The 26,377-nt window shown below is 72.5% G+C and carries 22 protein-coding genes; 10 read left to right on the top strand and 12 right to left on the bottom strand.

The genetic code is table 11. The features are described from left to right. The first annotated feature begins 528 nt into the window (after nt 1-528). On the top strand, nt 529-756 hold the full coding sequence (locus tag HNR25_RS20645) for a DUF7455 domain-containing protein (protein ID WP_184637834.1): 228 nt from the start codon (nt 529-531) through the stop codon (nt 754-756). Between the two features lie 93 nt (nt 757-849). Here HNR25_RS20645 and HNR25_RS20640 read toward each other — a convergent pair whose 3' ends face one another. Next, nucleotides 850-1,602 (bottom strand): GNAT family N-acetyltransferase, encoded by a 753-nt coding sequence (locus HNR25_RS20640; protein WP_312862658.1) that lies wholly within the window; start codon nt 1,600-1,602, stop codon nt 850-852. A 229-nt stretch (nt 1,603-1,831) separates the two neighbouring features. On the opposite strand from HNR25_RS20640, the gene yaaA reads away from it, so the two are divergent. Further along, nucleotides 1,832-2,629 carry a peroxide stress protein YaaA gene (gene yaaA, locus HNR25_RS20635; protein WP_184637832.1) on the top strand — a complete coding sequence of 266 codons (798 nt, stop codon included), beginning with the start codon at nt 1,832-1,834 and terminating at the stop codon, nt 2,627-2,629. A 578-nt stretch (nt 2,630-3,207) separates the two neighbouring features. Here yaaA and HNR25_RS20630 read toward each other — a convergent pair. Beyond that, complete coding sequence (locus HNR25_RS20630) at nt 3,208-4,977, bottom strand: RNA polymerase sigma factor (protein WP_312862740.1); 1,770 nt, start codon at nt 4,975-4,977, stop codon at nt 3,208-3,210. A gap of 412 nt (nt 4,978-5,389) precedes the next feature. Then, nucleotides 5,390-7,459 carry a SpoIIE family protein phosphatase gene (locus HNR25_RS20625; protein ID WP_184639617.1) on the bottom strand — a complete coding sequence of 690 codons (2,070 nt, stop codon included), beginning with the start codon at nt 7,457-7,459 and terminating at the stop codon, nt 5,390-5,392. A gap of 662 nt (nt 7,460-8,121) precedes the next feature. On the opposite strand from HNR25_RS20625, the gene HNR25_RS20620 reads away from it, so the two are divergent. Beyond that, the gene (locus HNR25_RS20620; protein ID WP_184637828.1) at nt 8,122-8,379 is read left to right on the top strand and encodes a hypothetical protein; all 258 of its coding nucleotides are present in this window, start codon (nt 8,122-8,124) and stop codon (nt 8,377-8,379) included. A 246-nt stretch (nt 8,380-8,625) separates the two neighbouring features. Further along, nucleotides 8,626-10,176 (top strand): hypothetical protein, encoded by a 1,551-nt coding sequence (locus HNR25_RS20615; protein ID WP_184639615.1) that lies wholly within the window; start codon nt 8,626-8,628, stop codon nt 10,174-10,176. 100 nt (nt 10,177-10,276) lie between these two features. Here the strand turns inward: HNR25_RS20615 and HNR25_RS20610 are convergent, their stop codons facing one another. From HNR25_RS20610 to rnhB, 4 genes are all read right to left on the bottom strand, one after another. Next, nucleotides 10,277-11,062 (bottom strand): tyrosine-protein phosphatase, encoded by a 786-nt coding sequence (locus HNR25_RS20610; RefSeq protein ID WP_184637826.1) that lies wholly within the window; start codon nt 11,060-11,062, stop codon nt 10,277-10,279. Nucleotides 11,063-11,315: 253 nt separating this feature from the next. Next, nucleotides 11,316-12,044, bottom strand: a complete 729-nt coding sequence (locus tag HNR25_RS20605) for a nucleotidyltransferase family protein (protein ID WP_184637824.1) — start codon at nt 12,042-12,044, stop codon at nt 11,316-11,318. Nucleotides 12,045-12,121: 77 nt separating this feature from the next. Further along, nucleotides 12,122-14,560, bottom strand: a complete 2,439-nt coding sequence (locus HNR25_RS20600) for an AAA family ATPase (protein WP_184637822.1) — start codon at nt 14,558-14,560, stop codon at nt 12,122-12,124. Between the two features lie 106 nt (nt 14,561-14,666). Beyond that, nucleotides 14,667-15,302, bottom strand: coding sequence for a ribonuclease HII (rnhB, locus tag HNR25_RS20595; protein WP_221459050.1), 636 nt, complete (start codon nt 15,300-15,302; stop codon nt 14,667-14,669). A gap of 247 nt (nt 15,303-15,549) precedes the next feature. On the opposite strand from rnhB, the gene HNR25_RS20590 reads away from it, so the two are divergent. From HNR25_RS20590 to HNR25_RS20580, 3 genes are all read left to right on the top strand, one after another. Beyond that, nucleotides 15,550-16,212, top strand: coding sequence for a histidine kinase (locus HNR25_RS20590; protein WP_246463787.1), 663 nt, complete (start codon nt 15,550-15,552; stop codon nt 16,210-16,212). Between the two features lie 75 nt (nt 16,213-16,287). Then, on the top strand, nt 16,288-16,929 hold the full coding sequence (locus tag HNR25_RS20585; protein ID WP_184637818.1) for a hypothetical protein: 642 nt from the start codon (nt 16,288-16,290) through the stop codon (nt 16,927-16,929). Nucleotides 16,930-17,133: 204 nt separating this feature from the next. Beyond that, complete coding sequence (locus HNR25_RS20580) at nt 17,134-17,325, top strand: hypothetical protein (RefSeq protein ID WP_184637816.1); 192 nt, start codon at nt 17,134-17,136, stop codon at nt 17,323-17,325. A 125-nt stretch (nt 17,326-17,450) separates the two neighbouring features. Here the strand turns inward: HNR25_RS20580 and HNR25_RS20575 are convergent, their stop codons facing one another. The 3 genes from HNR25_RS20575 to HNR25_RS20565 form a co-directional block, all read right to left on the bottom strand. After that, nucleotides 17,451-18,860: an SPFH domain-containing protein gene (locus tag HNR25_RS20575; RefSeq protein WP_184637814.1), complete on the bottom strand. Its 1,410-nt coding sequence runs from the start codon at nt 18,858-18,860 to the stop codon at nt 17,451-17,453. Then, the gene (locus HNR25_RS20570; RefSeq protein ID WP_184637812.1) at nt 18,857-20,629 is read right to left on the bottom strand and encodes an SPFH domain-containing protein; all 1,773 of its coding nucleotides are present in this window, start codon (nt 20,627-20,629) and stop codon (nt 18,857-18,859) included. Before HNR25_RS20570 ends, HNR25_RS20575 begins: the two co-directional genes overlap by 4 nt. Nucleotides 20,630-20,851: 222 nt before the next feature. Next, nucleotides 20,852-21,739, bottom strand: a complete 888-nt coding sequence (locus tag HNR25_RS20565; RefSeq protein WP_184637809.1) for a LysR family transcriptional regulator — start codon at nt 21,737-21,739, stop codon at nt 20,852-20,854. A 78-nt stretch (nt 21,740-21,817) separates the two neighbouring features. Between HNR25_RS20565 and HNR25_RS20560 the strand changes: the two genes are divergently transcribed. The 3 genes from HNR25_RS20560 to HNR25_RS20550 all read left to right on the top strand — a co-directional run bounded on the left by HNR25_RS20560 (nt 21,818) and on the right by HNR25_RS20550 (nt 24,383). Beyond that, complete coding sequence (locus HNR25_RS20560) at nt 21,818-23,077, top strand: MFS transporter (protein ID WP_184637808.1); 1,260 nt, start codon at nt 21,818-21,820, stop codon at nt 23,075-23,077. A 67-nt stretch (nt 23,078-23,144) separates the two neighbouring features. Continuing rightward, nucleotides 23,145-23,777, top strand: coding sequence for an NAD(P)-dependent oxidoreductase (locus HNR25_RS20555; protein ID WP_184637805.1), 633 nt, complete (start codon nt 23,145-23,147; stop codon nt 23,775-23,777). 297 nt (nt 23,778-24,074) lie between these two features. Then, nucleotides 24,075-24,383 carry a hypothetical protein gene (locus HNR25_RS20550; RefSeq protein ID WP_184637803.1) on the top strand — a complete coding sequence of 103 codons (309 nt, stop codon included), beginning with the start codon at nt 24,075-24,077 and terminating at the stop codon, nt 24,381-24,383. Between the two features lie 103 nt (nt 24,384-24,486). Here HNR25_RS20550 and HNR25_RS20545 read toward each other — a convergent pair whose 3' ends face one another. Then, on the bottom strand, nt 24,487-24,915 hold the full coding sequence (locus HNR25_RS20545; protein WP_184637801.1) for a CBS domain-containing protein: 429 nt from the start codon (nt 24,913-24,915) through the stop codon (nt 24,487-24,489). Between the two features lie 143 nt (nt 24,916-25,058). Next, nucleotides 25,059-26,246, bottom strand: coding sequence for a beta-1,3-glucanase family protein (locus HNR25_RS20540; RefSeq protein WP_184637799.1), 1,188 nt, complete (start codon nt 26,244-26,246; stop codon nt 25,059-25,061). Nucleotides 26,247-26,377 lie beyond the last annotated feature (131 nt).

The following is a 26,377-nucleotide window of genomic DNA, read 5'->3' as shown; positions in this document are numbered from 1 at the left end:
GCCGCGGGATGCGCCGGGCGGATCCGCTCCATCGCGGGCGAGGCGCGCCGGCGGCGTGCGGTTCACCCGGCCGCAGCGGGACGGTCGCCTGTTCATCACGAGCACACCAGGCGCGAGATTACCACCTCGGATTCCGCTGACCCCGCCGCCTCACCGGCGATACAGGGGCTCCGGCGCCTCGCCCGGGCCGCACGGGCGCCCCCGGTGGGGCGCGCGTGCCGTCGCCGGTGCGCCGGCGACGGCACCGGTGGGGCGCCTCGCAGGCCCGGGAGAACGGGGCGGAGCGGGTTCTGCCCCCGATTCGGAAAAGCCGGGGTAGTCCGCGAGTAGAGTGATGCCCATCACCATCGACCATCATGCGAGGACGCTTGCCGTCCTGCAAGCGGGGCCGACGCCCCGGATCGCGCCTCCACCGGGGGTCCGGACGGGGCGATTCCGCTGACGGCGTACAAAGGGGCTGGTTGGGAAGCTCTTGGTCCGGTTAGATGTTGTGCGGAGTGACTAACGCCGAGTATTGAGGAAGGCGAAGTGACTGGAACCCTTGCCCCCACCCAGCCGCTGACGGCTGCAGACCGTTGCGACCGTTGTGGTGCGCAGGCGTACGTCCGAGTGGTTCTCAACTCCGGTGGCGAACTGCTGTTCTGCGCGCATCACATGCGTGAACACGACGCGTCGATCCGCAAGATCGCGTCGGAGATCCAGGACGAAACCAGCCGATTGACGGAGCCGGCCTCCTCCGCCGAAGAGGAGCGTTAGTTCATCACCGACAGACGTGCGGCGGCGGCCTTCCCCGAAGGCCGCCGCCGAACTCGTTTCAGGGGCCGGTGACACCGGCTCTCCGGTGACGGCCTACGCCCCCTCCTGACCGGACCGGCCGACTGCCGCGGCCGCGGAGCGGGATGCGGGCGCACCGCCGCGACGGGCGCCGGAGTCCACCCGGTAATGATAGGCGCACTCAGCGGCGAAACCCGCCCGCTCGTAGACGCGCACGGCCGCCGCGTTTCCCTGCTCCACCAGCAGGTAGGAGTGTGCGGCCCCCTGGGCGCGGGCCCAGCCCAGCAGCGCCTCCAGCACCGCGCGGGCGCGTCCGCGCCCGCGCTCGGAGGGCCGCGTGACCATCGCGTAGACCCCCGCCCACGCCCCGTCCACCACCACGCATCCGCGCGCGCCGCCCGTGTGGTGGAGTCCGTAGCCGACCGCCGGCGCCCGGTCGAGGATGCGGTGCAGCGCCGGGACACGCTCCGCGGGCTGCCCGGCGTCGGACCACAGCGCCCGCCACGCACCGTGGGGCCGGGGTGCGACCGCGGCGCCGGCGCCGTCCGCGCCGGGCGGGTGCTCGCCCAGGTCGCGCACCATCGCCTGGGTGTGTCCTTGTGCGTCGTAGCCCCGCAGCGCCAGGCGCGCGTCGAGCTCCTCGTCGCCCGGCCAGATCTGGACGCAGGGCTCCGCCCCGCGCTCGCGGTAGTACTCCTCGACGGCCTCGACGGGCGCCGCGGCCTCCAGGCGCACCGCCGAATTCGCCCGCCGCGTCACCCCCTCGCTCCAGGCCAGCCGCCATCCGGAACACACCTCGACCTCGGCGGCGGGCCAATCCGCCGCCACTCTGCGCGCCCACCACGCACCCGAACGCACGCGCCCCCTTCCGACGATCCTCCGGTCGCGCTCCCGGAACGTCCCGCCCGGATCGGCGGAGGAAGCGGATCCCCGTTCTGTGCGCAAAGCGGACCCACGTTCGGGAAGCGACCGCACGGGCTGCATCGGCATCGTATCCTTGAGGGCCGGGCCGGCCGCCGCTGCCCGCTCCCCGTCCGCCAACCCCAGAAGAGCCCCTATGCTGATCCTGCTGCCGCCGTCCGAGGGCAAAGCCGTGCACGGCGACGGCCCGCCGGTCGAGCCCGCAGGACTGGCCCTGCCGGAGGCCGCCCCGGCGCGGGACGAGGTCCAGGCCCGGCTGCAGGAGCTGTGCAGCGGACCCGAGGAAGCCGCCCGCGAGGTGCTGGGGTTGTCGGCGGCCCAGGGAGAGGCCGTCCGGCGCAATCGGGCGCTCGACCGTGCGCCGACGCTGCGCGCCGCCGACCTCTACACCGGTGTGCTCTACGACCGCTTGGACCTGCCGGGCCTGCTCGCCTCGGCGGCGGCCGGCCGGACCGCGGAATCGGTACTGGTCTTCTCCGGACTGTGGGGCGTACTCGCTCCGGGCGACCGCGTACCGCCCTACCGCCTGTCGATGGGCGTGCGCCTACCCGGTATCGGTCCGCTCGGCGCGTTCTGGCGCGAACGGCTGGGCGAGCTGCTGGACAAACGCGCCGAAGGCCGCGTGGTCGTCGACTGCCGCTCGTCGGTCTATGCGGCGGCGTGGCGGCCCGGGGGTGCGACGGCCGAGCGCACCGTGGCGGTACGGGTGCTGCGCGAGACCGGGACCGGCGCAGGCGCCGAGCGCAGCGTCGTCAGCCATATGGCCAAGGCCGTCCGCGGCGCGATCGCGCACAGCCTGCTCGCCGAGGGAGCGCGACCGCACACCCCCTCCGACGTCGCCGATGCGCTGAACACCGCCGGCTACACCGGCGAACTCCACGAGCCCGCGCGCCGCGACCGCCCGTGGACCCTGGACGTCATCGAACGCGGCTGAGCCGCGCCGCCCCCGCTCCGGCACTCGCGGCACGGCTCCCCGACCACCGCATAACGAACCGGTATCGGCGCTTTATCTCGGCCATACACGACACCCGGCATGATGGCGGGTGTCGGATGAGGAAGTCGTAGGCATGCGTGCATGACCGTTCCGGCCCCGGGGAAGTCGCCACGGAGACGGGGACCGGGACGCGGTTCGGCTTCGCGGACGCGTAGCGGGCCGGTCCCCTGGTCAGGGGGGACCGGCCCGGCCGACCACCCGGTCGGTACGTCCCTCGCCGAAACACGTTCCTCCCGACACGCCAGCACGACCCCTCGACGCCGAACGGCCGCTGGGAGGCCCGCATCGGCGGACAGCACGCACCTTGCGAAGCACGGACCATGGACCGCACTCCACTACGCCGCTCCCCGGCACACGCGACAGGGCCCGCCCGGCCTGACGACCGGGACCGCTATGCGCCGCGCACCGCCGACCGCCGCGCACCGGTCTCGGGGATCCGGTGTGCGTTCCGGCAGCCGCGTGTTCCTCCGCGCCGGGAAGTCGCCGGCAACAGGAGCCGGGGCGTGCCGGCGTACACCTCAGTCCAGGTAGTCGCGCAGCACCTGGGACCGCGACGGGTGGCGCAGCTTCGACATGGTCTTGCTCTCTATCTGCCGTATGCGCTCGCGCGTCACACCGTAGACCTTCCCGATCTCGTCGAGGGTCTTGGGCTGGCCGTCGGTGAGGCCGAAGCGCATCGAGACCACGCCGGCCTCGCGCTCGGAGAGCGTGTCGAGCACCGAGTGCAGCTGCTCCTGCAGCAGGGTGAAGCTGACCGCTTCGCCCGGCTGGATCGCCTCGGAGTCCTCGATGAGGTCGCCGAACTCGGAGTCGCCGTCCTCGCCCAGCGGGGTGTGCAGCGAGATCGGCTCACGACCGTACTTCTGAACCTCGACGACCTTCTCGGGCGTCATGTCGAGTTCCTTGGCGAGCTCCTCGGGCGTGGGCTCGCGGCCCAGGTCCTGCAGCATCTGCCGCTGCACCCGCGCCAGCTTGTTGATGACCTCGACCATGTGCACCGGGATGCGGATGGTGCGGGCCTGGTCGGCCATGGCCCGGGTGATCGCCTGCCGGATCCACCAGGTGGCGTAGGTCGAGAACTTGAAGCCCTTGGTGTAGTCGAACTTCTCGACCGCGCGGATCAGGCCGAGATTGCCCTCCTGGATCAGGTCCAGGAACAGCATTCCGCGGCCGGTGTAGCGCTTGGCCAGCGAAACGACCAGGCGGAGGTTGGCCTCAAGCAGGTGCTTCTTGGCCCGGCCGCCGTCGTCGGCGATCCACTCCAGTTCGTCGCGGAAGTCCGTGGAGACCGTCCCGCTCTCTTCGGCGAGCTTCTCCTCGGCGAACAGGCCGGCCTCGATCCGCTTGGCGAGCTCGACCTCCTGCTCCGCGTTGAGCAGCGCCACATTCCCTATCTGCTTGAGGTAGTCCTTGACCGGGTCGGCGGTGGCGCCGGCGGCCACGACCTGGGCAGCGGGAGCGTCGTCGTCATCCTGGTAGAGGACGAAGGCCTCGTCCTCGGAGGTGTTGGCGGCGGCCTTCTCCGGGATGCCGACGGACTCGGGCTTGACCCCCGAGCCGGCGACCGGCCCTTCGGCGGGCGCGAGACCGTCGTCGGGATCCTCGACGAGCTCCAGCTCGGCGCCGGTCTCCTCAAGGTCGTCGTCGGTCGCCTCCAGCTCCAAGTCCTGGTTCTGGTCCTCGGCGACCTCCAGCGCGGAGTCCTCGTCCTGGCCGTCCTTCCGGTCGGCCTGGGCGGAGTCGTCCGCCGGAGCCTCATCCGCGGCGGAGGAGTCCGCGCCCTCGGCGGCCCCGGTTCCGGCCTCGGCGGTCTCGGCGGTCTCGGCCTTGGCCTTGGACTTGGCGGTCTTCTTGGTGCCCGCAGCGGACTTGGCCGTCGACTTGGCGGAACTCTTGCGGGCGGGCTTGGCAGCCGGCTCCTCGCTCGCCGCGGCCTCCTCGTCCTGCTCCGGCTGCGGCTCCGGCTGCTCGGCCTCGGTGACCGGAGCAGGGGCCGCAGCGGCGCGCTTCTTCGGCGCAGTGGCCGTAGCAGCCGGCGAAGCGGAGTCGACGACCGCGGTGACAGTGTCGGTCTGCTCCTGGGCGGCTGCCGCGCGCTTGGCCTTGGGAGCGGGCTCCTCGGGCTTCTTGGCGGCGGTATCGCGCTTGCGCTTCGCACCGGATTTGCGGCGCGACGGAGCGGACTCCTCAGCGCCCACGACCAGGGTCACACCCTCTTTGGTCAGGCTGCGAAGCACTGCCTGGGCCTGCGACATCGGAATGTCGGCCTCTTCGAAGGCACGGCGCACGTCCTCGGGCTCAAGGTACCCCTGGGACCGCCCACGCTCGATCAACTGCTGGATGACTGGCTCGTGCAGCGAGTCCGGCTGCTTTGAGCGGGTCGAACTGGCAGGTGACACAAACACCTCTCGAACGGACGTGTGGCGAGATTGCTGGACCCGGCGGCCCTATGAGCCGCGAGGGGAGAGCCCGGCCCTCTCCTCGCTCTTGCCCGGGATCACCCCCGTCTGGCCGACGGGGATACCGACTTCTTTCAGCGTATGCGCCCTCTCTAGCGTTTGGGCACATCCGCCCAGTAGGATTTTCCCGTCCTGTGCACGGGCCCAACCCCACCGTCGGGTCCTCGAACCCACCCCCCGCCGTAGCGGGTCTGATGGCTCCTCCACCTTAGGCAAAGTGTCGGACTTCTTCGTACGGTTCCTACTCCGGTGCGCTGTCCATCACCGGTAGGTGCACGGCGAGCAGCGTGACGTCATCGTCCTGCTCATACCCCGCGAGCATGCCCTCAACAAGGTACTGGAGCATGTGCTGTGGATCGCCCACCACCTCCGGCCGCGCTTGGGACGCTACGGTGACCAGCTCGTCGAGACCGGAGGCGACTGCACGCTTTCGGTTCTCAACAAGTCCATCGGAATAGAGCACCACAGTGTTACCGGGTTGGACGAAAAACTTGTGGTGGCCGCGCTCGGAGCTGATGCCCAGCGGGGTGTCGGGGTCGGTCTCCAGCAGCCAGGGCCCGGCGTTCTCGGTGACCACCAGCGGCGGCAGGTGCCCGGCGTTGCTCAAGTCGACCTGGCCGGTCTCCGGGTCGAGCACGAAGTAGACGAGCGTCGTCACCTGGTCGACGCCCTCGGTAGCGTCGAACATCCGGTCGAGGCCGGTGAGCACGTCGGCGGGTTCGGGCATGCTGAACGCCAGCGCCCGTAGCGCGTTGCGCACCCGGCTCATCCCGGTGGCCGCCTTGATGCCCTTGCCCATGACGTCGCCCAGGACGCCGGCCACCCGGCCGTCGGGGAGCGGGAACGCGTCGTACCAGTCCCCGCCGACCTGCACGTGCTGGGTGCCCGACCGGTAGAAGGCCTGCATCCGGATCCCCTTGACCTTGGGCAGGTCCTCGGGCAGGAGGCTGGTCTGCAGCGCCTCGGCCGTGCGGTGCTCGCGCTCGAAGAGCTTGGCGCGTTCCAGGGCGAGCGCGCACTGGCCGGCCAGCGCCTCCAGGAACACCTTCTCCTCGTCGGAGACGTCACGGGAGGCGGAGAAGGTGAAGCGCAGCGCACCGATGGGCCGGCCGGCGCTCAGCAGCGGCAGCGCCACCCACGCGCGCTCCTCGGTGGTGCGCAGAAACTCCGGCACCCCGGGTTCGTCCTCGGCTTCCAACAGCGCACGCATCTCGGCGGGGTCGCCCGCGATGAAGGGGCGGCACTCGCGGACCGCGTACTCCATGGTGGCCGGACCCGCCGTGCCTGCGCGGGAGGCGCCGCGGTGGCCGGGGTCGTCGCCGAGCAGGTGCAACCGCATGTCGTCGCTGTCGAGCTCGGCCAGAGTGGTGGAGTCGGCGTCCACGGCCGACTGGCCGATCTCCCCCATGGCCTGGACGACCTCGCCCACGGTCAGCGCCTCGGCGAGGTCGGAGGTGGCCTTCTGCAGCCGCACGGTGCGCAGAGCCGCCTCGCCCAGCTGCTGTGTGAGGCGCTGACGCATGTCGTCGGCTTCGTGCTGGGTGGTGATGTCGCTGTGCGCGCCCACCCACTCCATCAGCGAGTCGCCGCGCATGATGGGCACGGCCCGCGAGCGGTAGTAGCGGAAGTCGCCCGACTGCGTGCGCACCCGGAAGATCGCGTCGAAGGTGGCCCGGTCGGCGACGGCGTCGTTCCAGGCCCGCTCGACCTGCTCGCGGTCGTCGGGGTGGGCGGCGTCGAGCCAGCCGCTGCTCAGGTACTGCTCGGCGGTCTGGCCGGTGACGGTGCGCCACTCCGGGCAGTCCTCGCGCACCTCCCCGTCGGCGTCGGCCGTCCACACGACCTGGTTCGTGGCGGTCAGCAGGGAGCGGTAGCGCTCCTCGGTGCGCCCCAGCGCCACCTCGGCCCGGTAGCGGTCGGACAGGTCGACGGCGATCAGCACCGCGCCGTGGACGCCCGCGTCGCTGCGGGCGGGGTACCACTCCATCGACCAGCGGCGGCGCTCGCCGGTGTCGTCGCGATCGTCCGTGCCGCCGGGCTCTCCGCCGAAGAGGGGGCGTTCGCTGCCGACACGGTCCTCGCCCGCCAGCACCGCCGCGAGCGCGGCCTCGTGGGCGGCGGCGTCCTCGGAGACGAGGACGTCGGAGGGCGTGCGGCCGTGGCAGCGGGACTCGTCGACGCCGTAGATCGCGGCCAGAGCGCGGTTCACCCGCTGGTAGCGGCCCGATTCGTCGAAGAAGGCGAACCCGATCGGGGCCTCCCTCAACAGGGTTTCCAGCAGGGCGGCGTCGACGGGGTCCAGTCCGGACATGCGAGGGGGCGGAACGGACGTCTCGGTGCTCAACAATGACACCTCCGGGGTCCTTTCCCCCGTTCGAGGGGACTCGCCTGGGCGAGAAGCCAGAAGCTTAACCGACGCGGGCCGGGCACCCGGGGGGTGGAAGCCGCTTGCCTGCGACTCACCGGTGGCCGCGCCGCCGATCACTCCCTATCGTCCATGACGCGCCGACGGCGTGCGATTCCCGCCGTACGGCCTGCGCGCACGGCCGGGCCGACGACGCCACCGCATCAGCATAGGCCACAATCGCATACACCCGCTGAGACGGGACGACGCGAATCCGGCGGCCGCAGCAGCGGAGGGTAAATGATACGTCGTCGCGGCCCTACGGGGCACGCACCCGGTATTTCGGACACCCCATTTCATGCTCGACTCGGTTTGCGCAGGACAGCGGATCGAATACCACGCCGACCATGTCGATGAACTCTGTCCGGAACAGGACCGCTAACACCACGTAGCGCGGCCGGGCGCCCCGCGTGGACCGCGTCCCGGCCGCGGCGGCCGGGTCGGCCCAGCGGCACGCAAAACCTCGTTAACGCCGCCCGTTGCGGGGGTTGACACCCCGGCACAACGAAGTGAAATGGATTCGTGGCCGCCGACTAAGGGCCGAACCAGCTAGGGGGGCGTGAGCGAGGATGCTGCAAACGTATCCAGTGGGCGATCTGCAATGTATCGCCGGTCGACTCCAAGACGAGTTCGCCGGTCTGTCCCACCGATGCGTCGAACGCTGTGTCAACGACACCTGGAAATGCGCCGAGCACCTCGGTTATACGGCCACCCCCGGCCTCGTGGAACGCGTAGCGCGCGAACACCTGCAGGCCATGGTCAAGTCCGCCCCGCCCTCCGGGCTCATCGTGCCTCCGCGGACCCACGGCCACGACCGCCTGTCCTGACCGCCCCGGGCTCCACCCGCATCGGCCCCGTCCCGCTCGCACCAGCGGGGCGGGGCCGGCTCCCGCCGCGCCGCCGAACCCCACCGAATCCGGCATCCCGGGAGGAGCCGCACATGCCACCGCCGTCCCGCCGCGCGCTCCCGCCCGGGCCGCTGCCCCAGGTGCCCTAGGCTCGGTGGGGTGTCCGTACCTCCCCCTTCCGACCAGCCGGACCCGGGCTCCATGCCCGAGGCCGTGTTCGCCGAGATGCTGCGCGCCGCGCGCACGCTGCTCGCCACCCGCGAGCCCCTCGACGCCGAGATCGGCGTCAGCGAGATGCTGGGCTCGTGGTGGGGCACCCGCGTTCCGGGCCTGGACGTCGAGCGCCTGCTGGGCGACGGCCTGGTCGCCCATGCGCAGGCCTCGGGATCGGCCGCCGGTTTGGCGCTGCTCACCGGAATCTCCGTTCTGGGCACCACCGTGCACCAGCGCGAACTGGCCGAAAAGGGATCCGCGACGCTCATCGAACGCGGCGTGGCCCGCCCGGCCTGGGCCGACCTGCTCGGACACGTCCGCCCCGTCGCCACCTACGTCTACGGCACCCGCTTCGGCGACACCGCCGACATCATCTGCACCTTCCGCTACGACGGCGCCGAGCCCGGCGAGCACACCGGCGAGCACGCGCTGATCGCCGTCGTCGACCACAACAGCGGCAGCGTCCTGCGCGACGCCTGGGTCACCGCCAAGGTCGACCGGCTCCTGGAGAGCTGCCGCTCCCAGGCCGAGGACGGCGACCCGCTGGCGACGTTCTCCCAGATCCGGCCCGAGCACGCCCGCCTGCTGCTGGAGGACGCGGTCGAACAGACCGACCGGGCCGTCGCCGCCGACGCGGTCGGCCCCGGCGTCACCGACGGATCGCCGGCCGCCCACCACGCCCTGATCCGCTCCCGCGTCCGTGCGCTGCCGCGCCGCCCCCGCAACCAGGTCCGCTCCACCTACAGCCGCGACCGGCGCGCGACGCTGGCCGCGCGCTTCCTCGCCTCCGACGCCGCCGCCGAACTCTCCGACTCCGGCGCCGCGAGCCGCTGCGTCGACCACATCATCGCCTTCGGCTGCGACGTCGACGCCGACCGCCCGCTGCGGGTCAGTCCTCGCAAGATCGAGGCGTTCCTGCTGCGCTGGCTTCCGCGGCGGGTCATCCTGCTGCCCGAAGAAGGCGAAGCCATGCCGCACGTGCTGGCCGCGTGGATCCGCTGGGCGGGGCCGCGCCACGGCCTGCCCGAGGTCGCGGTCAACGCCACGCTCGACGCCCTGTGGGAAGCCACCTCCGCCTTCACGACCTCCTACCCGGACGTGTCGGCCTCCTTCGGCCTGCCGCCCGAAGTCCTGCGGCGCTTGCTGCCCGACGGCGACCTGTCGGCGCTGCCGCGCCGGATGTTCGCCTTCCCGCTGCTGACCAGTGATCTCCTCGCCGAATCCGGAGAGGAGTTCGCCCCCTCCACGCGCGCCGGCCGGCGCGCACTGCTGCGGCTGGACCACTTCGGCGAGTACGACTCCCCCGTCGAGCACAAGGGCAAGCACTCCACCGGCGCTCCGGCGGGGTCGGCCGCCGACCCCGCCGCCACCGAAGAGGCGCTCGACGCCCACGAGCGGCTGGCCGAGCGGCTGTGGGAAGGCGACCCGCCGCAGCTGTGGAGCGCGGCCGAGCGCCTGCTCGACCACGGCTACGAGCGCCCGGTCGTCCTGCGCATGCTGATGGAGGTCGTCGAAGACGCCGAACCGGGCGAGGACGTCGCCGCCCGCCTGGACGCGCTCTGACCGGCCCGCACCGGCACCGCGGGCACCGTTCCCGCCCTGCACGACCGGAACGGCGCCCGCCCCGGAACGGGGCCCGGCGCGCTTCCGCCCGCCGTGGCCGCTACGGTTCCAGCATCCGCGCGCGCAGGGCGTCGGTCGTCGCCCGGTCCAGCCCCAGCCCGTCGCGGACATAGCCCTCGAAGGAGCCGTAGACCCGCTCCACTTCGCCGTAGGCCTCGTCCAGGTAGGCGCGGCGGCACTCCAGCATGGGCCGGACGAGGGCGTGGTCGACCCCGGAACTCTCGCAGGCGGCGCGCATGGCCGCGTGCAGCCGCGCCAACCGGTCGTTGCTGGCGAGGTAGTCGGCGACGATCGTCTCGCGCGGCACGTCCAGGATGCCCAGCACCAGTGCCGCCGCCCACCCGGTCCGATCCTTGCCGGCGCTGCAGTGGACCACCGTCGCGCCGGGCCCGGCGGCGATGCGGCGCACCGTCTCCGCGTAGCCGGCGCGGGCGTCGGCCGCGGAGACCAGGATCCGGTTCACGTCGTGCATGAAGCGGGTGGCACCGCCGTCGCCGAAGACGGCCTCGGCGCGGCCCGGGTCGGTCAGCACCTGCACGAGGTCGGCGCCGGTGGAGTGGTCGCCCTGCACGTCCAGCACGGTGTACTCGGCGCCTTCGGGCAGCACGTCGGGCTTGTTCCCGCGCTCGAAGGCGGTGCGCAGGTCGATGATCCGCCCGACGCCCAGCTCGGTCAGAGTTGCCGTCTCCGCCGGATCGAGCCGGTCCAGAGCGTCGGAGCGGAAGGCGACCCCGGTGCGGACACGGGCGCCGGAGCGGGTGGTGCACCCGCCGATGTCACGGAAGTTGGGGGCGGTCGCCAGCGGGGGTGCGGCTTGATTCGTCACGAGCGCGACGATACCGGGCGGAGCGGGCCGAAACCGCACCCCCCGTAGCCGCCGGAATCCCGGCGCTCCCGGCGGCGCGCAGCGGCGGCCCCGACCGCAGCCCCGCGGCCCAGGCGCCCCGCCCGCCTGTGGACGTCCGGCCGCAGCACGAGCTTCTCCGAGTCGTCGCCGTACACGCCGCGCTCGCCGCTCTCTGCCTGCCGTGGCCGCCGCGGTACCCGGACGCGCCGGCGCCCCCGCTCTCCGGGCGGCCTCAGCCGACCGTCCGGCTCGCGCGCAGCGCCGGGATCTCCTCGCCGGCCTCCTTGACGTCCTTGACGGTGTCCACACCGCGCCAGAACCCGTCGATCCGGTAGCCGAAGAGCCGGCCCTCGGCGGCCAGATCGGGGAAGGTGGTGGACTCGTGGTCGCCCGTGACCGGCAGCAGCTCGGTGGCGGCCCGTTCGAAGAGGTAGACGCCGGCGTTGATCCAGAACGGCAGCATCGGGCTCTGCGTGAAGCCCTCGATCGCGCCGTCGCCGGTGACGTCGACGATGCCCCAGCTGGTCTGGTACTGCGCCAGCGCCAGGGTGGCCGCGCCGCCCTTGCCGCGGTGGAAGGCGCTGAACTCGTCCAGGGGGAACCAGGTCAGCACGTCGCCGTTGAGCGCGTAGTAGGGCTCGTCGGGCGCCCGCAGCCCCGAGGCCGCGTACCGCAGCGCGCCGCCGCGGCCCAGCGGCTCGTCCTCCACCAGCAGCGTGGTCTCCACGCCGTGGGAGCGGCCCTCCAAGTGCTCACGCAGCACCTCGGCCTTGTACCCGCACGAGACCACGACGTGTTCGACCCCGTAGTCGACGAGCCATTCCAGCTGGTAATCGATGATGGGCCGGTCGGCCACCTCGACCATGGCCTTGGGGCGCGTGTCGGTGTAGGGGCGCAACCGGGTCGCCTGTCCTCCCGCGAGGATCACGGCCTGGCTGACGGGGGCGTTCGGTCCACTCATGGGGCGGACACTAGCAGCAGGGGCCGGTCGCGCGGCGCCGTGCTGCCGCGGCCGGCCACCGGGCCGCGCGGCCGCGTTCAGCCCTGGGTGACCTCGGCGTAGGCCTGGCGCACGTCGGCTCTGGTGATCCGGGTGAGTTCGGCGGCGGTGGCACTGTCGCCCAGCTCGCGGGCCACCCGCACGTCGCGGTGGGAGCACGCCTTCTCGAACAGAGACCGCGCGAAGCGGCCGTTGCCGAGTTCGTCGAGCCACTCCGACTCCGACACGTAACCGAAGATGCGCCTCAGGTCCTCGCGGGCGGAATCGTCGAAGGTGTCGCCGGTGTCCCGGGCCACCGAGTCGGCGATCTCGGTCAGCTCGTCGGCGGTGTAGCTGGGGAAGGCGACCCGGACGTTGAAGCGCGACGACAGCCCGGCGTTGCTGGTCAGGAACCGGTCCATTTCCGCGGGGTAGCCGGCCAGGACGATCACCAGCCGGTCGCGGTCGTCCTCGGCGCGCTTGAGCAGGGTCTGCACCGCCTCCGCGCCGAAGGCGTCTCCCCCGCTGTATCCGGGGTTGTGCAGCGCGTAGGCCTCGTCGACGAACAGCACCCCGCCCAGCGCCCGGTCGACCAGCTTGCCGGTCTTGATGGCGGTGGCCCCCAGGTGCTCGCCCACCAGGTCGGCGCGCTGGGCTTCGACCACGTCGGCGCGGTTGAGCAGCCCCAGCGCGGCGAAGATCCGGCCCAGGATGCGGGCGACCGAGGTCTTACCGGTCCCGGGCGGCCCGGAGAAGACGAAGTGGCGCATCGGCGGGTGGTTGCGGAGCCCTTGCTCCTCGCGCAGTTTGGCCATCTGCAGCTGGGCCACCAGCGAGCGCACCTGGTCCTTGACGGGATCCAGCCCGATCATGGCGTCCAGCTCGGCCAGCGCCTCGTCGATGTCGGGCGCGTCGCCCAAGCCCGCGAGCCGTTCGGTGAGGCCGTCGAAGGCGGTGGCGATGTCGGGGGCGCACACGGTCACGAGTTCCTCGCCCTCGGGCGGGTGGTCCTGCTGCCCGGTGGTCACCACCCGCACGTCGCGCGCCTCGGCGGCCTTCTCCACCAGCGAGCGCGCGAACCGCCCGTTGCCCAGGTCGTCGATGGCGCCGCGCTGCACGACCCGGTCGAAGCTGCGCCGCAGGGCGGGGCGGGCCGCGTCGTCGAGCAGGTCGCCGCGCTGCTCGAACAGGAACTCGCAGATGCGCTGCAACTCGTCGGCGCTGTAGCTGGGGAAGGTGATGCGGGTGGCGAACCGCGAGGCCAGTCCGGTGTTGGAGGCCAGGAAGCGGTCCATCTCGGCTTCGTAGCCGGCCAGGATGATCACCACGCGGTCGCGGTCGTCTTCGGCGCGCTTGAGCAGCGTCTGCACCGCTTCGTTGCCGAACCGGTCGGGCTGGCCGTCGCCGTCGTTGACCAGCGCGTAGGCCTCGTCGACGAACAGCACCCCGCCCAGCGCCCGGTCGACGAGCTCGTCGGTCTTGATGGCCGTGGCCCCCAGGTACTCCCCGACCAGGTCGGCGCGCTGGGCCTCCACCACCCGGGGCGTGGGAAGCAGCCCGAAGGAGTGGAAGACGGTGGCCAGCGTCCGGGCGACACTGGTCTTGCCGGTTCCGGGCGGCCCGGAGAAAACGAGGTGGCGCAGCGGCGGCTCGACCGCATAGCCGGCGTCGGCGCGCAACCGGGCCGCCTCGATGGAGGCCGCGATGGCGCGTACCTGCTGCTTGACCGGGTCCAGCCCGATCATGCCCTCCAGCTCGGCCAGCGCCTCGTCGACCGGCACGGGGGGCGCGTCGTCGCCGGTGTCCTGGCTCGCGCGGCTGCGCCCGCCCTCGGCGGCGCGCTGGCGTTTGCGGGTGTCGGCCGCGGGCGGCGGCGCGGCGCCGCGCATGCCGCCCGCGCGGTCGGGCGGGGGCGCGCCCAGGTCGGCCATGGTCCGGCGCAACCGGTAGGCGGCCATCCACCGCCACAGCAGCGCCAGCCCCGCTCCCCCGAAGGCGCACAGCACGCCGAGGGCACCCGGGGCCGCCCCGGCGAGCATCCCCGCCAGCGCCGTCCCCATCCCGGTGATCAGCGCCACGAGCAGTGCCACCAGGGTGGTGTGCCAGACCGGGAAGGCGGTGATGCGGGTGGCCGCCAGCGAAACCAGCAGCGGCAGCAGCGGCAGGAGCAGCAGCACCCCGGCGTCGGCCACGCTGACAGGGATGAGGAACAGGGCGTAGGCCAGAACGACCCAGACGATACTGATCAGCGCGGTGGCCACAGCGTCGCCGGAGCGCATCAGTGCCGCCCAGACCAGCAGGACCGCCGTGGCGGCGGCGACGGTGGTCAGCACCGGCAGGCTCGTCAGCACCGCCGCCGCGGCCAAGGCGGTGACGACCGCCAGCCCGGTGATCAGGCGGGTACGCAGCGGGTAGCCGTAGTAGGCGGCGCGCACGCGGGTCAGGGCGGAGGCGCGGTGTGGCGGCTCCGAGGTGCGGGAGCGTTCGTCGCGCGGCATCCGTATCCCTTCCTTGCTTGGCGGGTCCCTGGTGAAGCGCTGTCGCGGACCGCGTTCTCGCCCCGGCGGCCGTGCCCGGCAGGATGCGGCGTGGCGCCCCGGACGGCTACAGCAGCGGTATCTGGCCGTCGGGGTCCGGGCGCGGTTTGCGCAGATGCCGCCACTTGGGCAGGGCGTCCAGATAGGACCAGGTCATCCGGTGGTAGGGGGTCGGTCCGTGCTCGGCCAGGGCCGCACGGTGCGCGGGCGAGGGGTAACCGACACCGGTGGCGAAGCCGTAGTCGGGGAATCGGGGGTGCAGCGCGGCCATACCGGAGTCGCGGTGCACTTTGGCCAGGACCGAGGCCGCGGCCACGGCCACGCTGGACAGGTCGGCCTGGATTCGGGTGCGGACCGGCCAGGGGGCGCCCAGGTAGTCGTGCTTGCCGTCGAGGATGACGGTGTCGGGCGGGCGGGAGAGCCCGTCCAGCGCGCGGGTGGCGGCCAAGCGCAGCGCCCGCGTCATGCCCAGCTCGTCGATCTCGGCGGGGTCGGCGCTGCCGATCGCGTGGTCGTGCACCCACTCCCGCAGCAATCCGGCCATGGCCGTGCGCCGCTGCGGGGTGAGCTTCTTGGAGTCGGTGAGGCCGTCGGGCGGCTCGGTGCCGTCGGCCACCGCGGCGCAGACCACGACCGGTCCGGCCCATGCGCCGCGGCCGACCTCGTCGACTCCGGCTACGCGGGCGGCGCCGCCGGCCTGCAGCTCGCGTTCGAGCTCGTACGTCGGTCCGGGGTCGCCTCCGTCGGCGGCCGCGGTCGCGGCGCCCGGGGCTGCGGGGGTCGGAGAGGTCTCAGCCACGCGGCCAAGCCTAGAGGTTCACCCGCCGCCACCACACCGTTGCGGCCGGATGCCGCAGGGGTTTTCGGGGGACCGCCGCGTGTTACACACCGCACCACCCTGTCGCCGTCGGTAGTTTCCGCGTTACTGCGAGTCGGCCGAGGAAGGACGCATGGGGCTGAGCGGACCACAGGGTGCGGCGCCGCCGCGGATCGGCGCCGAGCACGCGGAGCGGGACGGGCCGACGGCCCCGGGCCCGGATCCGCCGGGCGGCGCGGGATCGTGGGTGCGCCGCGGCCGCAGCGCGCTGCGGGCGGCGGTACTGGACGCCGCCGCGCTGGCCGGACGACTGGCGGCGGCCTGGATCGCCGCCTCCCGGGCATGGGAGGCACTGGGCGGCGGGCCCCGCACCGACCTCGCGGCCGGCACGGTGCTGGCGTGCGCCGCCGCGTTCGCCGCCGGGCTGGCGGCGCGGCCGGCGGGGGCGGCGCTGGCCGCGGCGGTCCTGCTGAGCGCGTCGGCACCGGTCCTCGCAGCGGCGGCCGGCCGTGAGGCGGCGCCGGCCGTGCTGACGGCGCCGGCCGTGCTGACGGCGGCGGAACCGCCGGTTCCGTGGCTGATCGCGCTGGCCGCCGTGTGCCTGCTGGGGGCGCTGCTTCCGGGACGGCTCTCGGTCGACGCGCTGCTGGCGCGCCGCCGCAGGCGGCGGTTCCACCGGCGGGGCGGGACCGGAACCGGAATGCAGGGGCCGCGAATCGGGCGACGGCCTGAGGAAGCTCCGCCGCTCCCCTATCCTGGATACAGGGGCCGCTTCACGCGGCCCTCCCGCAGCTGACCCGGTGTCGCCGGAGGCCTTCGAACCCGGCCCTCCGGTCGAGCCGTGTCACGGACCGAAGGGGAAGATCCACGCATGTCCGCCGCCGAAGAGGGCTCGGTCGCGAAGCTCATCGAGATCGCTCATCCGCCGACTCCTCGCCAACGGCTCGCGTCCTGGGCTTCCCGCCCTCCGGGCCGGCTCTACATCCCCGCCTGCACGCTCGTGGCGCTGGTGCTGCTCTTCGAGGACAGCGTCCCCGGCGGGCACCTGGCCGCCTTCGTCATCGGCATGGGCGGCGGCGCGGTGCTGGCCGCCATGGGCGCTCTGCGGTTGGGCATCGCGGTGAGCATCGCCCGGCCGATGATCGCGCGCTACTGGCTGCGCTGGACCACGGCGCCGCTGATCGCCGCCGCCGCGATCGTGCTGTCGGTCACCGACGTCCCCCTCCAAGCGCGCCTGGACACCTCCACCGCGGCTTTGCGGGCCGTGGGCGACACCGCGCGGCCCGCCACCACCGCCCCCACGGACACCTGGGCGGGGCTGTATCCGCTGTCGTCGGTCTCGGTGACGAGCGACGGCGTCACACGCTTCACGGTGCGCGGCGCGGGACTGCTCAACCCCTCCGGGGTGGCGCACAGCAGCGAGCCGCTGCCCACCGACGTGTTCGTGAAGGGGCACGGCGGCACGGTCTACGAGCACATCAGCGGCCCCTGGTACTCCTGGACCGAGCACTGAGGCCGGGTGCCGGTCCCGCGGTCGGCACCGCCGTCCGCGGGGCGTTTCCACCGGCGCGCACCCGCCCGCCGGGTTCCCCGCGCGGGCCGTGGCTCTCCTCACCCCCGGGTTTTGGGGTTTGCCTGCCTCGGTCTCACCCTCCCTTTATCGGCGGCCGATAGACAGGGACGCGACAGGGATTCTCCTCAGGGACGGGAGAGCGCCATGAACGAGTTCATGACAGCGCTGCATCTGCGCATCTACGACGCCGTGAGCGCGCTGCAGAAGGCACGCGAGCGGGGCGACGAGGACCTGTGCCTGCTGCAGGCGGGCGAGCTCGAAGATCTCGTGGAGATCGCGGCGCGCCACGGCGTCGACATCGACTGCGGCTACGGCGATCTGGCCCACGCCGCCTGAGGCGGGCCCGGGTCGGCGCGGCGCGGGACCCGGTCTACGGGGGCGGTTCCGCGCCACGGGGAAACCGGCCCGGGGCGGCCGCGGGGGAGGCGGCGAACCGCCTCCCCCGCGCCGCGCTCGCGTTCTCAGCGGTCGCGGTCCCCGCCTTCGCTCTGGTTGCGCTGGCCCCGCTCGGCTGCGGCGGCCATCGACCCCTGCACCTGCTGAAAGGCGCCGGAGGCCGCATCGGCGGCCTCGTCGGAGTCGTCGGAGCCCACCGGCCGCCGGGCGCCGCCCCGGTTTCCGCCGCCCAGGTCGGGCAGCATCCGGGCCATCATCAGCGTCGACAGCGCCGAGGAGTCGCCGCTCTGGCCGTCGGTGCGCACCACCACCGGCTGCGGCGCGTGCGCGGCCAGCGTGGCGCCCACGTCCAGGCGGCGCCGAGCCAGCTCGTACTGCAGCACCGCGCGGTTGTCGCGGTAGGAGGTCGCCAGGCGGCGCTGGGCCTTGGCCTCGTTCTCCGCCGCCACCAGGTCCGACCTGCCGCGCGTCTCGATCTCGAAGCGCACCCGCTGGGCTTCGGTCTCCTGCTCCTCCAGCATCTGCGCGACGTCCTTGCGGGCCTTGTTCAGCGCCGCGTTGACCTCGACGATCTTCGCGTCGCGGGTCTTCTTGGACCGCTCGATGTCCATGAGCAGCGTGTCGATGCGCCGCTTGCGGGTCAGTTCCCACTCCTGCTCGTAGGCCACCATCTCCTTGGCGACGCGCTCGCGCGTGGCCAAGTGCTGCTGGTACTGGCTCGGCAGCTGCACGTCGGGGATGTTGCAGCCCATGATGCGCACGCCGTAGCGGCTGAGCTGGCGGTTGAGCAGCTCCTGCATGTCGGCGACATCCGAGCCGCGCAGATCGTAGGCGCTTTCGGTGAGCACCTGGCGGCTGCGCTGGCGGATGGCGTCCTGCACGGCGTTGGACAGCACCAGGTCGAAGTTGCTGGCGCCGATGCCGCGCACGAAGGCGACCGCGTCGGTGATGCGGAACTTCAGGAAGAACTCGATCGACTTCAGCGGCACGTTCTCGTGCGTGGGGCAGGCCAGCACGGGTGCGGTGTAGGGGATCTCGGTGGAGATGTCGACGACGAAGTCCACCCGCGACCAGGGGTGCCACAGGTAGTGCCGGCCCGGGTCGAGCTGGCCCACGACCTGGCCGTACTTGGTCAGGACCCCGACGGTGCCCTGCTCGATCTCCACGATCGACGAGCGCCACCACCACAGCAGGCCCAGCATGAGCGAACCCAGCGCCAGGGCGAACGCCGGGATCGCCGCCCACGACAGCAGGAACCCGCCGACCACCGCGATCAGCAGCGCGGTCAGCAGCAGGTAGAGGGCCAGCCACACGAGCAGGGTCCACTTCAGGCCGCGGCCGTCGCGCGGAATCACCACGGGCACGAGTGCGCCCTGGTCTCCGCCGCGCAGCAGGCGCGCGATGTCGTTCCAGGAGGCCAGTGCCTCCTTGATGCTGGAGCCGCCGGTACCCGGCTCGGGTTGCTGCTGGCTCATCGGGTGCCTCCCTCATCGGTGCCGGGCTGCTGGGACCGCGGCGGCGCGGGCGGGGAGCCGGGCGCGGTGCGGCCGCCCGCATCCGGCGCGGGACCGGTGTGCGGGGGCTGCTGTGCGGGGTCCCGCTGCTCCTGCTCCTGCTCCTCATCGCCCGCGACCGAGCTGATGCGCTCGTCGATGCTGTCGTCGCTGACCGACTGGCGGATCTGCTCGATCTTGTCGGCGTTGGGGACGTCGTCGGGCGGCGGGGGCTCGACGGTGTCCCCCTCGTCGTCGGCCAGCACGCGGCTGATCTCGTCTTCGCGCTCGGAGATGCGCTCGGAGATCTCGGTGAGGCGGGCGCGGATGGCGGACATGTCCTCCTCGGAGAACAGCGAGGCCTCGGCCTCGCCCAGGATGCCCTGGGCCACTCGCAGGAAGTCGACGCCGCTCTCGTCGCCGGCGCCCACGTGCAGCACCTGCGGCAGGCTGTCGGCGACGCTCTCCAGCTTGTCCAGCAGGTGCTGCTGGTAGCGGTAGTTGAGGATCTCGGGCGCCTCGGCGGCGCTGACGGCGCGGATGTCCAGGGCCTGGGCCTCCAGCAGCGCGGCGTTGGCGTTGGCGGTGCTCTCGGCTTCGACGAAGCGCTGCCGGGCCTGGGCGCGCGCCCGGTTGGTCTCACGCTCCAAGGCCGTGTCCATCTGCGCCTGGTACTGGGCGATGTCGGCCTGGATCGCCGAGAGGGTCTCGTTCAGCGACGCGAGCTCCTTGTTGAGGTCGCCCTCGTTCTGCTCCTTGCGCAGCTGGAGTTCGTACTCGTAGGTGTAGGCCTCCTTGGCCACCCGCACCATCTCGGGTGCGGCCAGATCCATGCGGTACTCCTTGCTGGAGGGCTCCGCGTGGGTGATGTTGGCGTTGGTCAGCCGCACCGCGGGCAGGAACTGCTGGTTGAGCTGCTCCAGCAGCCGCGCGGTGTTCTCGCCCACCATGTCGTAGATGTCCGAGGCCTGCTGGTCGTAGATCAGGCTGCGGGTGACTTCGCTGACGGCGTTGTTCAGTTTCTCCTGGAACCCCTGGACCGCGCCCAGCACGAAGATGAACTGCTCGGGGTCTTCGATCTTGAACTGCACGAACAGATCGATGGAGGCCTGCACTCCGCTCTTGGTGGGCGCCTCGCGGATCGGCGCGTTGAACGGGTACTCGCGGGTGGTGTTGACGATGTAGGAGACCCGCTTCCACGGGTTGAGCAGCGTGACGCGGCCCGGCCCCACGACCTGCTCCAGCTTGCCGAAGCGGGTGATCAGCGCGGCGCAGCCGTCGGGAACCATCACCATGCCCTGGCGCCACCACATGAACGCGGCGAACAGCGCCAGCACCACCCAGTAGTGCACCCCGAAGAACGGGTTGAGCAGCACGCCGGTGGCGATCGAGAGCGGGGCGGTGGCGACCTGGCCGATGACTCCGACCACCAGCAGCAGGATCACCGGCAGCATGGTGGTGAAGGTGCGCCCGCGCGGAATCGCCATCGGGCAGATGACGTGCACCGGGCCGCTGGAACCGCGCTCGAAGGTGCTCTGGTTCAGCGCCTCGCCGGCGTTGTTGATGGACGTGCTCTGCTGCTCGATGCGGGTTCCGACCGAGGCGCCCTGCTCGCGGGCGGCCAGGAAATCGCCCGGATCGAGGCCGAACCCCTCGGACGCCTCGCCGAGCGCGTCGGATACCGCCTCGCGGGGATCGCCGCCTTCAGCGACCGATGAGGCGGCTCCGCGCACAGTCTGCGCGAAGGACATAGGTATCGACTCCTTGTAGTTGCGGAACTGCGGATTCGACGTGGGAATCACCTCTGGGGTTCCGCGGCTCCGGCTGAGAGTTCGGGCATCGTCCCACATCGCAGGGGTTTCGGCGGTGGCAAGGCGATAAACCTCCGCTATCCGTGCCCGGATTCGGGTGTCCGGATACTGCCGCTGTGGACGCGCCGGAAGCTCTCCGCCGACCCCTCGTGCCCCGCTCCCCTACTCCCCGCCGCTCTCCGACGCCGCCCCGAGCGCCTCCAGCAGGGCGGCGGCGGGCGGCGCCGGCCGGACACGGCTCCACACCAGGTACTCCACCCGTGTAGGGGCGTCGCGGATGGGCACCGTGCACACGCCCGGTACCTCGGGCACGAACGCGGCGGGCAGCAGGCTGATCCCGAGCCCCTGGCGCACCAGGCGTGCGATGAGGTCGACGGCCGTCGCCTCGAAGGCCACCTCCCGAGCGACACCCGCCGCGGCGAACGCCTCGTCGGACTGGGCGCGGCCCGCACCGCCCGCAGTGAAGTCCACGAACGTCTCATCGGCCAGATCGCGCAACTCCACTTCGGTACGCCCGTCCAGCCAGTGCCCGGGGGCGGCCACCGCCACGTGGTGACCGCGGGCGAGCTCGCGGCTGCGCACCCCTTCCGGTCGGCTGCCACTGCTCAGCCCGACGAACGCCGAGTCCAGCGCGCCCTGCCTGACCTGCTCGATCAGCCCGGCGCTTCCGGCCACCCGCAGACTCACCCGCACCCGCGGGTGGCGTTCCCGGTAGTCGCGGAGGAGACCGGGCAGATCCACCGCCGCCACCGTGGGGATAGCGCCGACTGCCAGGCGGCCGCGGACCTCGCCCGCGGCAGAGGCGACCTCGGCGCGCGCCCGCTCGGCCGCGTCCAGGGCCTGGCGTGCGGCGGGCAGGAACACCTCGCCTGCGGCGCTGAGGCGCACGCGGCGGCTCGTCCGGTCGAACAGCCGGGCACCCAGCTCCCGTTCCAGCCGGGCGATCTGATGGCTCAGGGCCGACTGCACGACCAGGCAGCGCTCGGCGGCACGAGTGAAGTTCCCGGTTTCGGCGACGGCCACGACATAACGCATCTGCTGCAGCTCCATAGATCAATCGTGAAGCACGATCGATCGGATGACAAACATGTGTTGGACTCATGAATAGCGAGCAGCGACGGTGAAGGCATGGCACATGCGCTCTTGCGCCCACGGCGCACACCGGCGGCCGATCCGCCCTCCCCGCACACCGGACCCACCGTCAGCACCGGACTGCTGCTGCTCATATCGGCTGCCACCGGACTCGCGGTGGCGGGAAACTACGTCGCCCAGCCGTTGCTCGACCTCATCGCCGGCGAACTGCAGCTGAGCACCGTCACCGCCGGGCTCGTGGTCACCGCCGCCCAAGTCGGCTACGCGCTCGGCCTGATCCTGATCCTCCCGCTGGGCGATCTGTTCGAACGCCGCAGGCTGGCGATCGGACTCCTCACCGCCACGGCCGCTTGCATGCTGGCCACCGGAGCCGCACCGAACGGAGCGGTCCTGCTCGCGGGAACGCTGCTGACAGCCCTGGCCTCCGTCGCAGCCCAAGTCCTCGTTCCCTTCGCGGTCGCACTGGCCCGTCCCGAACACCGGGGCCGGGTCGTGGGAACTGTCATGACCGGGCTGCTGCTGGGCGGACTGCTGGCGCGCGCGATCTCGGGCGCGCTGGCCGAACTGGGCGGCTGGCGCACCGTCTACTGGATCGATGCGGCGCTGGTGTTGGCCGTGGCTCTCCTCCTCTGGCGGCGACTACCCCGACTGCACACCCGAGCCGGCCCCGGCTACCCCGCGCTGCTGGCGTCGACCCTGGCGCTGTTCGGCCGCGAGCCGCTCCTGCGCTGGCGCGCCGGAATCGGCGCCCTGTCGCTCGCGTCGTTCAACGCCCTGTGGACCGCAGTCGTCTTCCTGCTCGCCGGCCCGGGTTACGGGTGGTCGGAATCGGCCATCGGGCTCTTCGGGCTGGTCGGCGTCGCCGGCGCCCTGGCGACCCCGTTCGCGGGCCGACTCGCCGACCGCGGTCTGGTCCAGACGGTGTCCGGAGCCGGCACCGCCGTGCTGGCGCTGTCCTGGATCGCGATCGGAGCGGGCGGGGAGTCCCCGGCCTGGCTGCTCGGCGGCACGCTCGCCCTCAACATCGCCCAGCAATCCGTACTCAACAGCAGCCAGAACGTCGTCTACGCGCTCCGGCCCGAGATCCGCAACCGCGTGAACTCCGCCTTCATGACCGCGTTCTTCGTCGGCGGGGCGACGGGATCGGCACTGGCCTCGGTCGTATGGGCCGCGGCCGGGTGGACCGGCGTCAGCGTCCTCGGCTGCATGCTGGCCACCGCGGCCTTCCTCCTGTGGGCACTCGAACGCTCCGCCGCCCGGGCCGGTCGCCGCTCCCCCGACCCCACCGCCGCATAGCCCCCCGCCCCCGGAATCCGCTGCACGCGCCTCACCTGTTCCACATCCGATCGAAAGGCCCGACATCATGCGCATCACCGTCTTCGGAGCGGCCGGAAGCGTCGGCGCGCACACCGTCACCGAAGCGCTGGACCGCGGCCACGAGGTCACTGCGGCCGTCCGCGACCCCGCGCGCGCCGCCGGACTGCCCATTCGCGCCACCCGCGCCGACGCCGCCGACACCGCCGCGACAGAAGCGCTGTGCCGCCGCAGCGACCTGGTGATCAGTGCCACCCGGCCCGCAACCGACCGCGAACCCGAGCTCGTCACCACCGCCCGATCCCTACTGACCGCGACCGCCCGCGCGGGCACCCGGCTGCTGCTGGTGGGCGGCGCGGCCACCCTCACCGTCCCCGGTTCCGGCGGCAGGACCGTCGCCGACGCGCCCGGTTTCCCTGCGGAACTGCGCCCGATCGCGCGTGCCTGCGCCGACCAGCTCGCCGTCTGCCGCCGGGACACCCGCGCCGACTGGACCTACCTGAGCCCCCCGTCCCTGCTGGACACGGGCGAGCGGACCGGCCGATACCGACTGGGCCGCGACGAGCTCGTCGTCGACGCCGCCGGGAACTCGCGGATCTCCGCTGCCGACCTGGCGGTGGTGCTGCTGGACGAGGCCGAGCACCCGGAGCACCGCCGCGCTCGGTTCACCGCCGCCTACTAGCGGGACGGGCATCGGCCGGCGTGCTCCGGATGCCCGGTCCGCCCCGTCTCCCGTACCCCGCCCCGCCGATCTTGTAGCTACCGATACGGGAAACCGGTTTCAGTCTCCGTAGCTACAAGATCGACGATTGCCCGAAGCCGAACCCTCCTGGGGTGTCCGGTTTGCGCCCGGCCCGCGGACGCGACACCGCCCGCCGCCCGGCGCCGGAGCCGGGCGGCACAGGAGTAGCGTCGGCACCGGAACGTACGGTCCGGTCGAGCGGCCGGCCCGCGGAGTCCGCCAGACGAGGGAGAGAGAATGGCTTCGGTACCCAGCAGCCTGCTGACCACCGCCGGCCTGATCGGCGGGTATAGCGTCGCGCGCACGACGGGCAACCGCCAACTGGGCGGCGCGGTCCTGGCCGCCTGCGGCGCGGCGGCCTTCGCCAGCTGGCGGCGCAGCGCCGGACTGCCCGCGGCGGCCGCGCTGTCGACGGTCTACACCGGGGCCTTCGGCCTGTCGCACCCGATGGCGAAGAAGCTGGGCGCATGGCCCGCGGTCCTGACGGTGACCGCCGCGACCGGCGCCGCCGCCCACCTGGTCGCCGATCGGCGCCGCCGCCCCTGATACGCCGTCCGCTCGCGCGCCGGTGCGGCCACCGCGTGCGGCGGCGAGCGTCCCTCCGGGGCGGGCTCCGGGGCCCGATCCCGTCCCGCCCCGGAGGGGCGTGTCAGCCTTGGGTGATGTAGGCCTCCAGTTGGCGGCGTTCGTGCTCCAGCCGGCTGATGCGGGCCTTGACCACATCGCCGATACTGACGATCCCCACGGGCGAATCGCCGGCCAGTACGGGCACGTGCCGGATGCGGTTCTCGGTCATCAGAACGGTGAGTGTGTCGTCGGTGTCCTCGGTCGTGCAGGTGACGACGCCGGCGGTCATGATCCCGGAGACCGGCTCCTCCAGCAGCGCGGGCCCGCGCCGGTCCAGCGCGCGGACGATGTCGCGCTCGGAGGCGACGCCGGCGACCCTGCCGCCGTCCATCACCACCACGGCACCGATGTTGTGGCGGGCCAGCAGGGTCAGCAGCCCGGCCACCGAATCCCCGGGGGCCACGGCCACGACGCCCGACCCCTTGTTGCGCAGAATCTCAGCGATCAGCATGGCGGCCACCTTCGTGCGAGACAGGTGACCACGGGTTACCCGCCGGCCACGGTCGCCAATCCCGCCGCGCGGCCCCCGGCGACCCAGAGAGCGCTCTCTCGGCCGCCGGGGCGGGTCCTGCCGCAGAAGCGCCGGGCGGGGGGTCAGAACGGGGTCAGGCTGACCTCGAAGGAGTCCGGGGCGTGGTCCTGGATGTAGGAGGCGAAGCCCGAGACGTCGTCGAACGCGAACCCGTAGGCGCGGCCGTCCTCGGTGGCCTCGTGGAACACCCCGGCGTACTTGTTGGTGACGTCGGCGTTGTAGAAAGCCGACGCCTCGGCCACCGGGTGCTCGGCGGTGTCCAGCAGGGTCGAGCGGTTGAACGCCGCGCCGAGGATCGCTGCGACCGGCCCGGTGATGCCGTCGTTGGGGGCCGTCAGCGCTCCGTCGCAGAAGAACACGTCGCGGGTGGAGGGCTTCTCGATCGGGGCCACCCCGCCGTCGAAGGCCAGCCGCCCCGCCCCGTCGACCCGGCCGGTGAAGGTGCCCGCGTTGGTGGTGACGCGCAGGTCGGTGCCGCTGTAGCGGGACCACACGCGGTCGATGTAGGACGCGTAGTAGTCGGCGGAGAAGCGCCCGGAGTCGATGCCGTGGCCGGGCGCGATCACCCGGCGGCGGTCGCCGACCACGAGCGGGGAGTAGTCGGGGTCGGCGAGCATCGCGTCGAAGACCGTGTCGCGCCCGCCGGGCTTGAGCCGGCCGGTCGACTGCTCGCGCTCGCCGCTGAGCGCGATGGCCAGGGGGACGCAGAACGAGTCCACCATCGAGGTGTTGCAGTACATGCCGGTCGCGTCGTGGGTGAACTCCACGGTGTCGTGCAGGACGTCGAAGCTGTCGTCGGACTCCACCCACCCGGCCGGGTACTGCAGAGCGGCGTCGCCGTTGCCGTCCTCGACGACTTTGAAGGCGAGCTCGCCTTCCAGCGCGAGGTAGATGCGCCCGGACATGAAGGGCAGCGTCAGCCCGCCCGCTTCGGTCAGCGGGATGGCGTAGTCGGTGTAGCCGTCGTCGGTGTTGTCGGACAGCCGCACCGGCGCGAAGGTTCCGTCGGGGCGGACCCGCCCCTGCTCGCCGGTGGAGGTGTCGGTGCCGACGATGTAGAGCCGCACGGCGCTGTCGGGGTAGCCGCTGTCGTTTCTGAACGACACCGGAAGCGCCCCGGCCGAAGCGGCCTTCCCGTCGGCGGCGAGCCGGGAGCCGACGGCGGAGGGGCTGCAGGCGGCCGCGCCGAGCAGTGGGGCGGCCAGGGCGGCTCCTCCGGTCGTGCGCAGGAACGAACGTCGATCGAACATCACAGGTTCCCTTCCTTGAGCTGTCCGGGCGGCGGAACCGAGCGCTTGCGCCTGTTCACTCTGCGCATGCGGGGAGAGCATGCGCAGCCGCCCGCGGTTCCCCGGCGGCGCCCGGTCCGGCACGCGCCGCC

Origin of the sequence: Streptomonospora salina (assembly GCF_014204715.1) — a bacterium.
Taxonomy (GTDB): Bacteria; Actinomycetota; Actinomycetes; order Streptosporangiales; family Streptosporangiaceae; genus Streptomonospora; species Streptomonospora salina.
The sequence above is the reverse complement of the archived record's forward strand: the minus strand, read 5'-3'. Positions and strand labels throughout refer to the sequence as shown.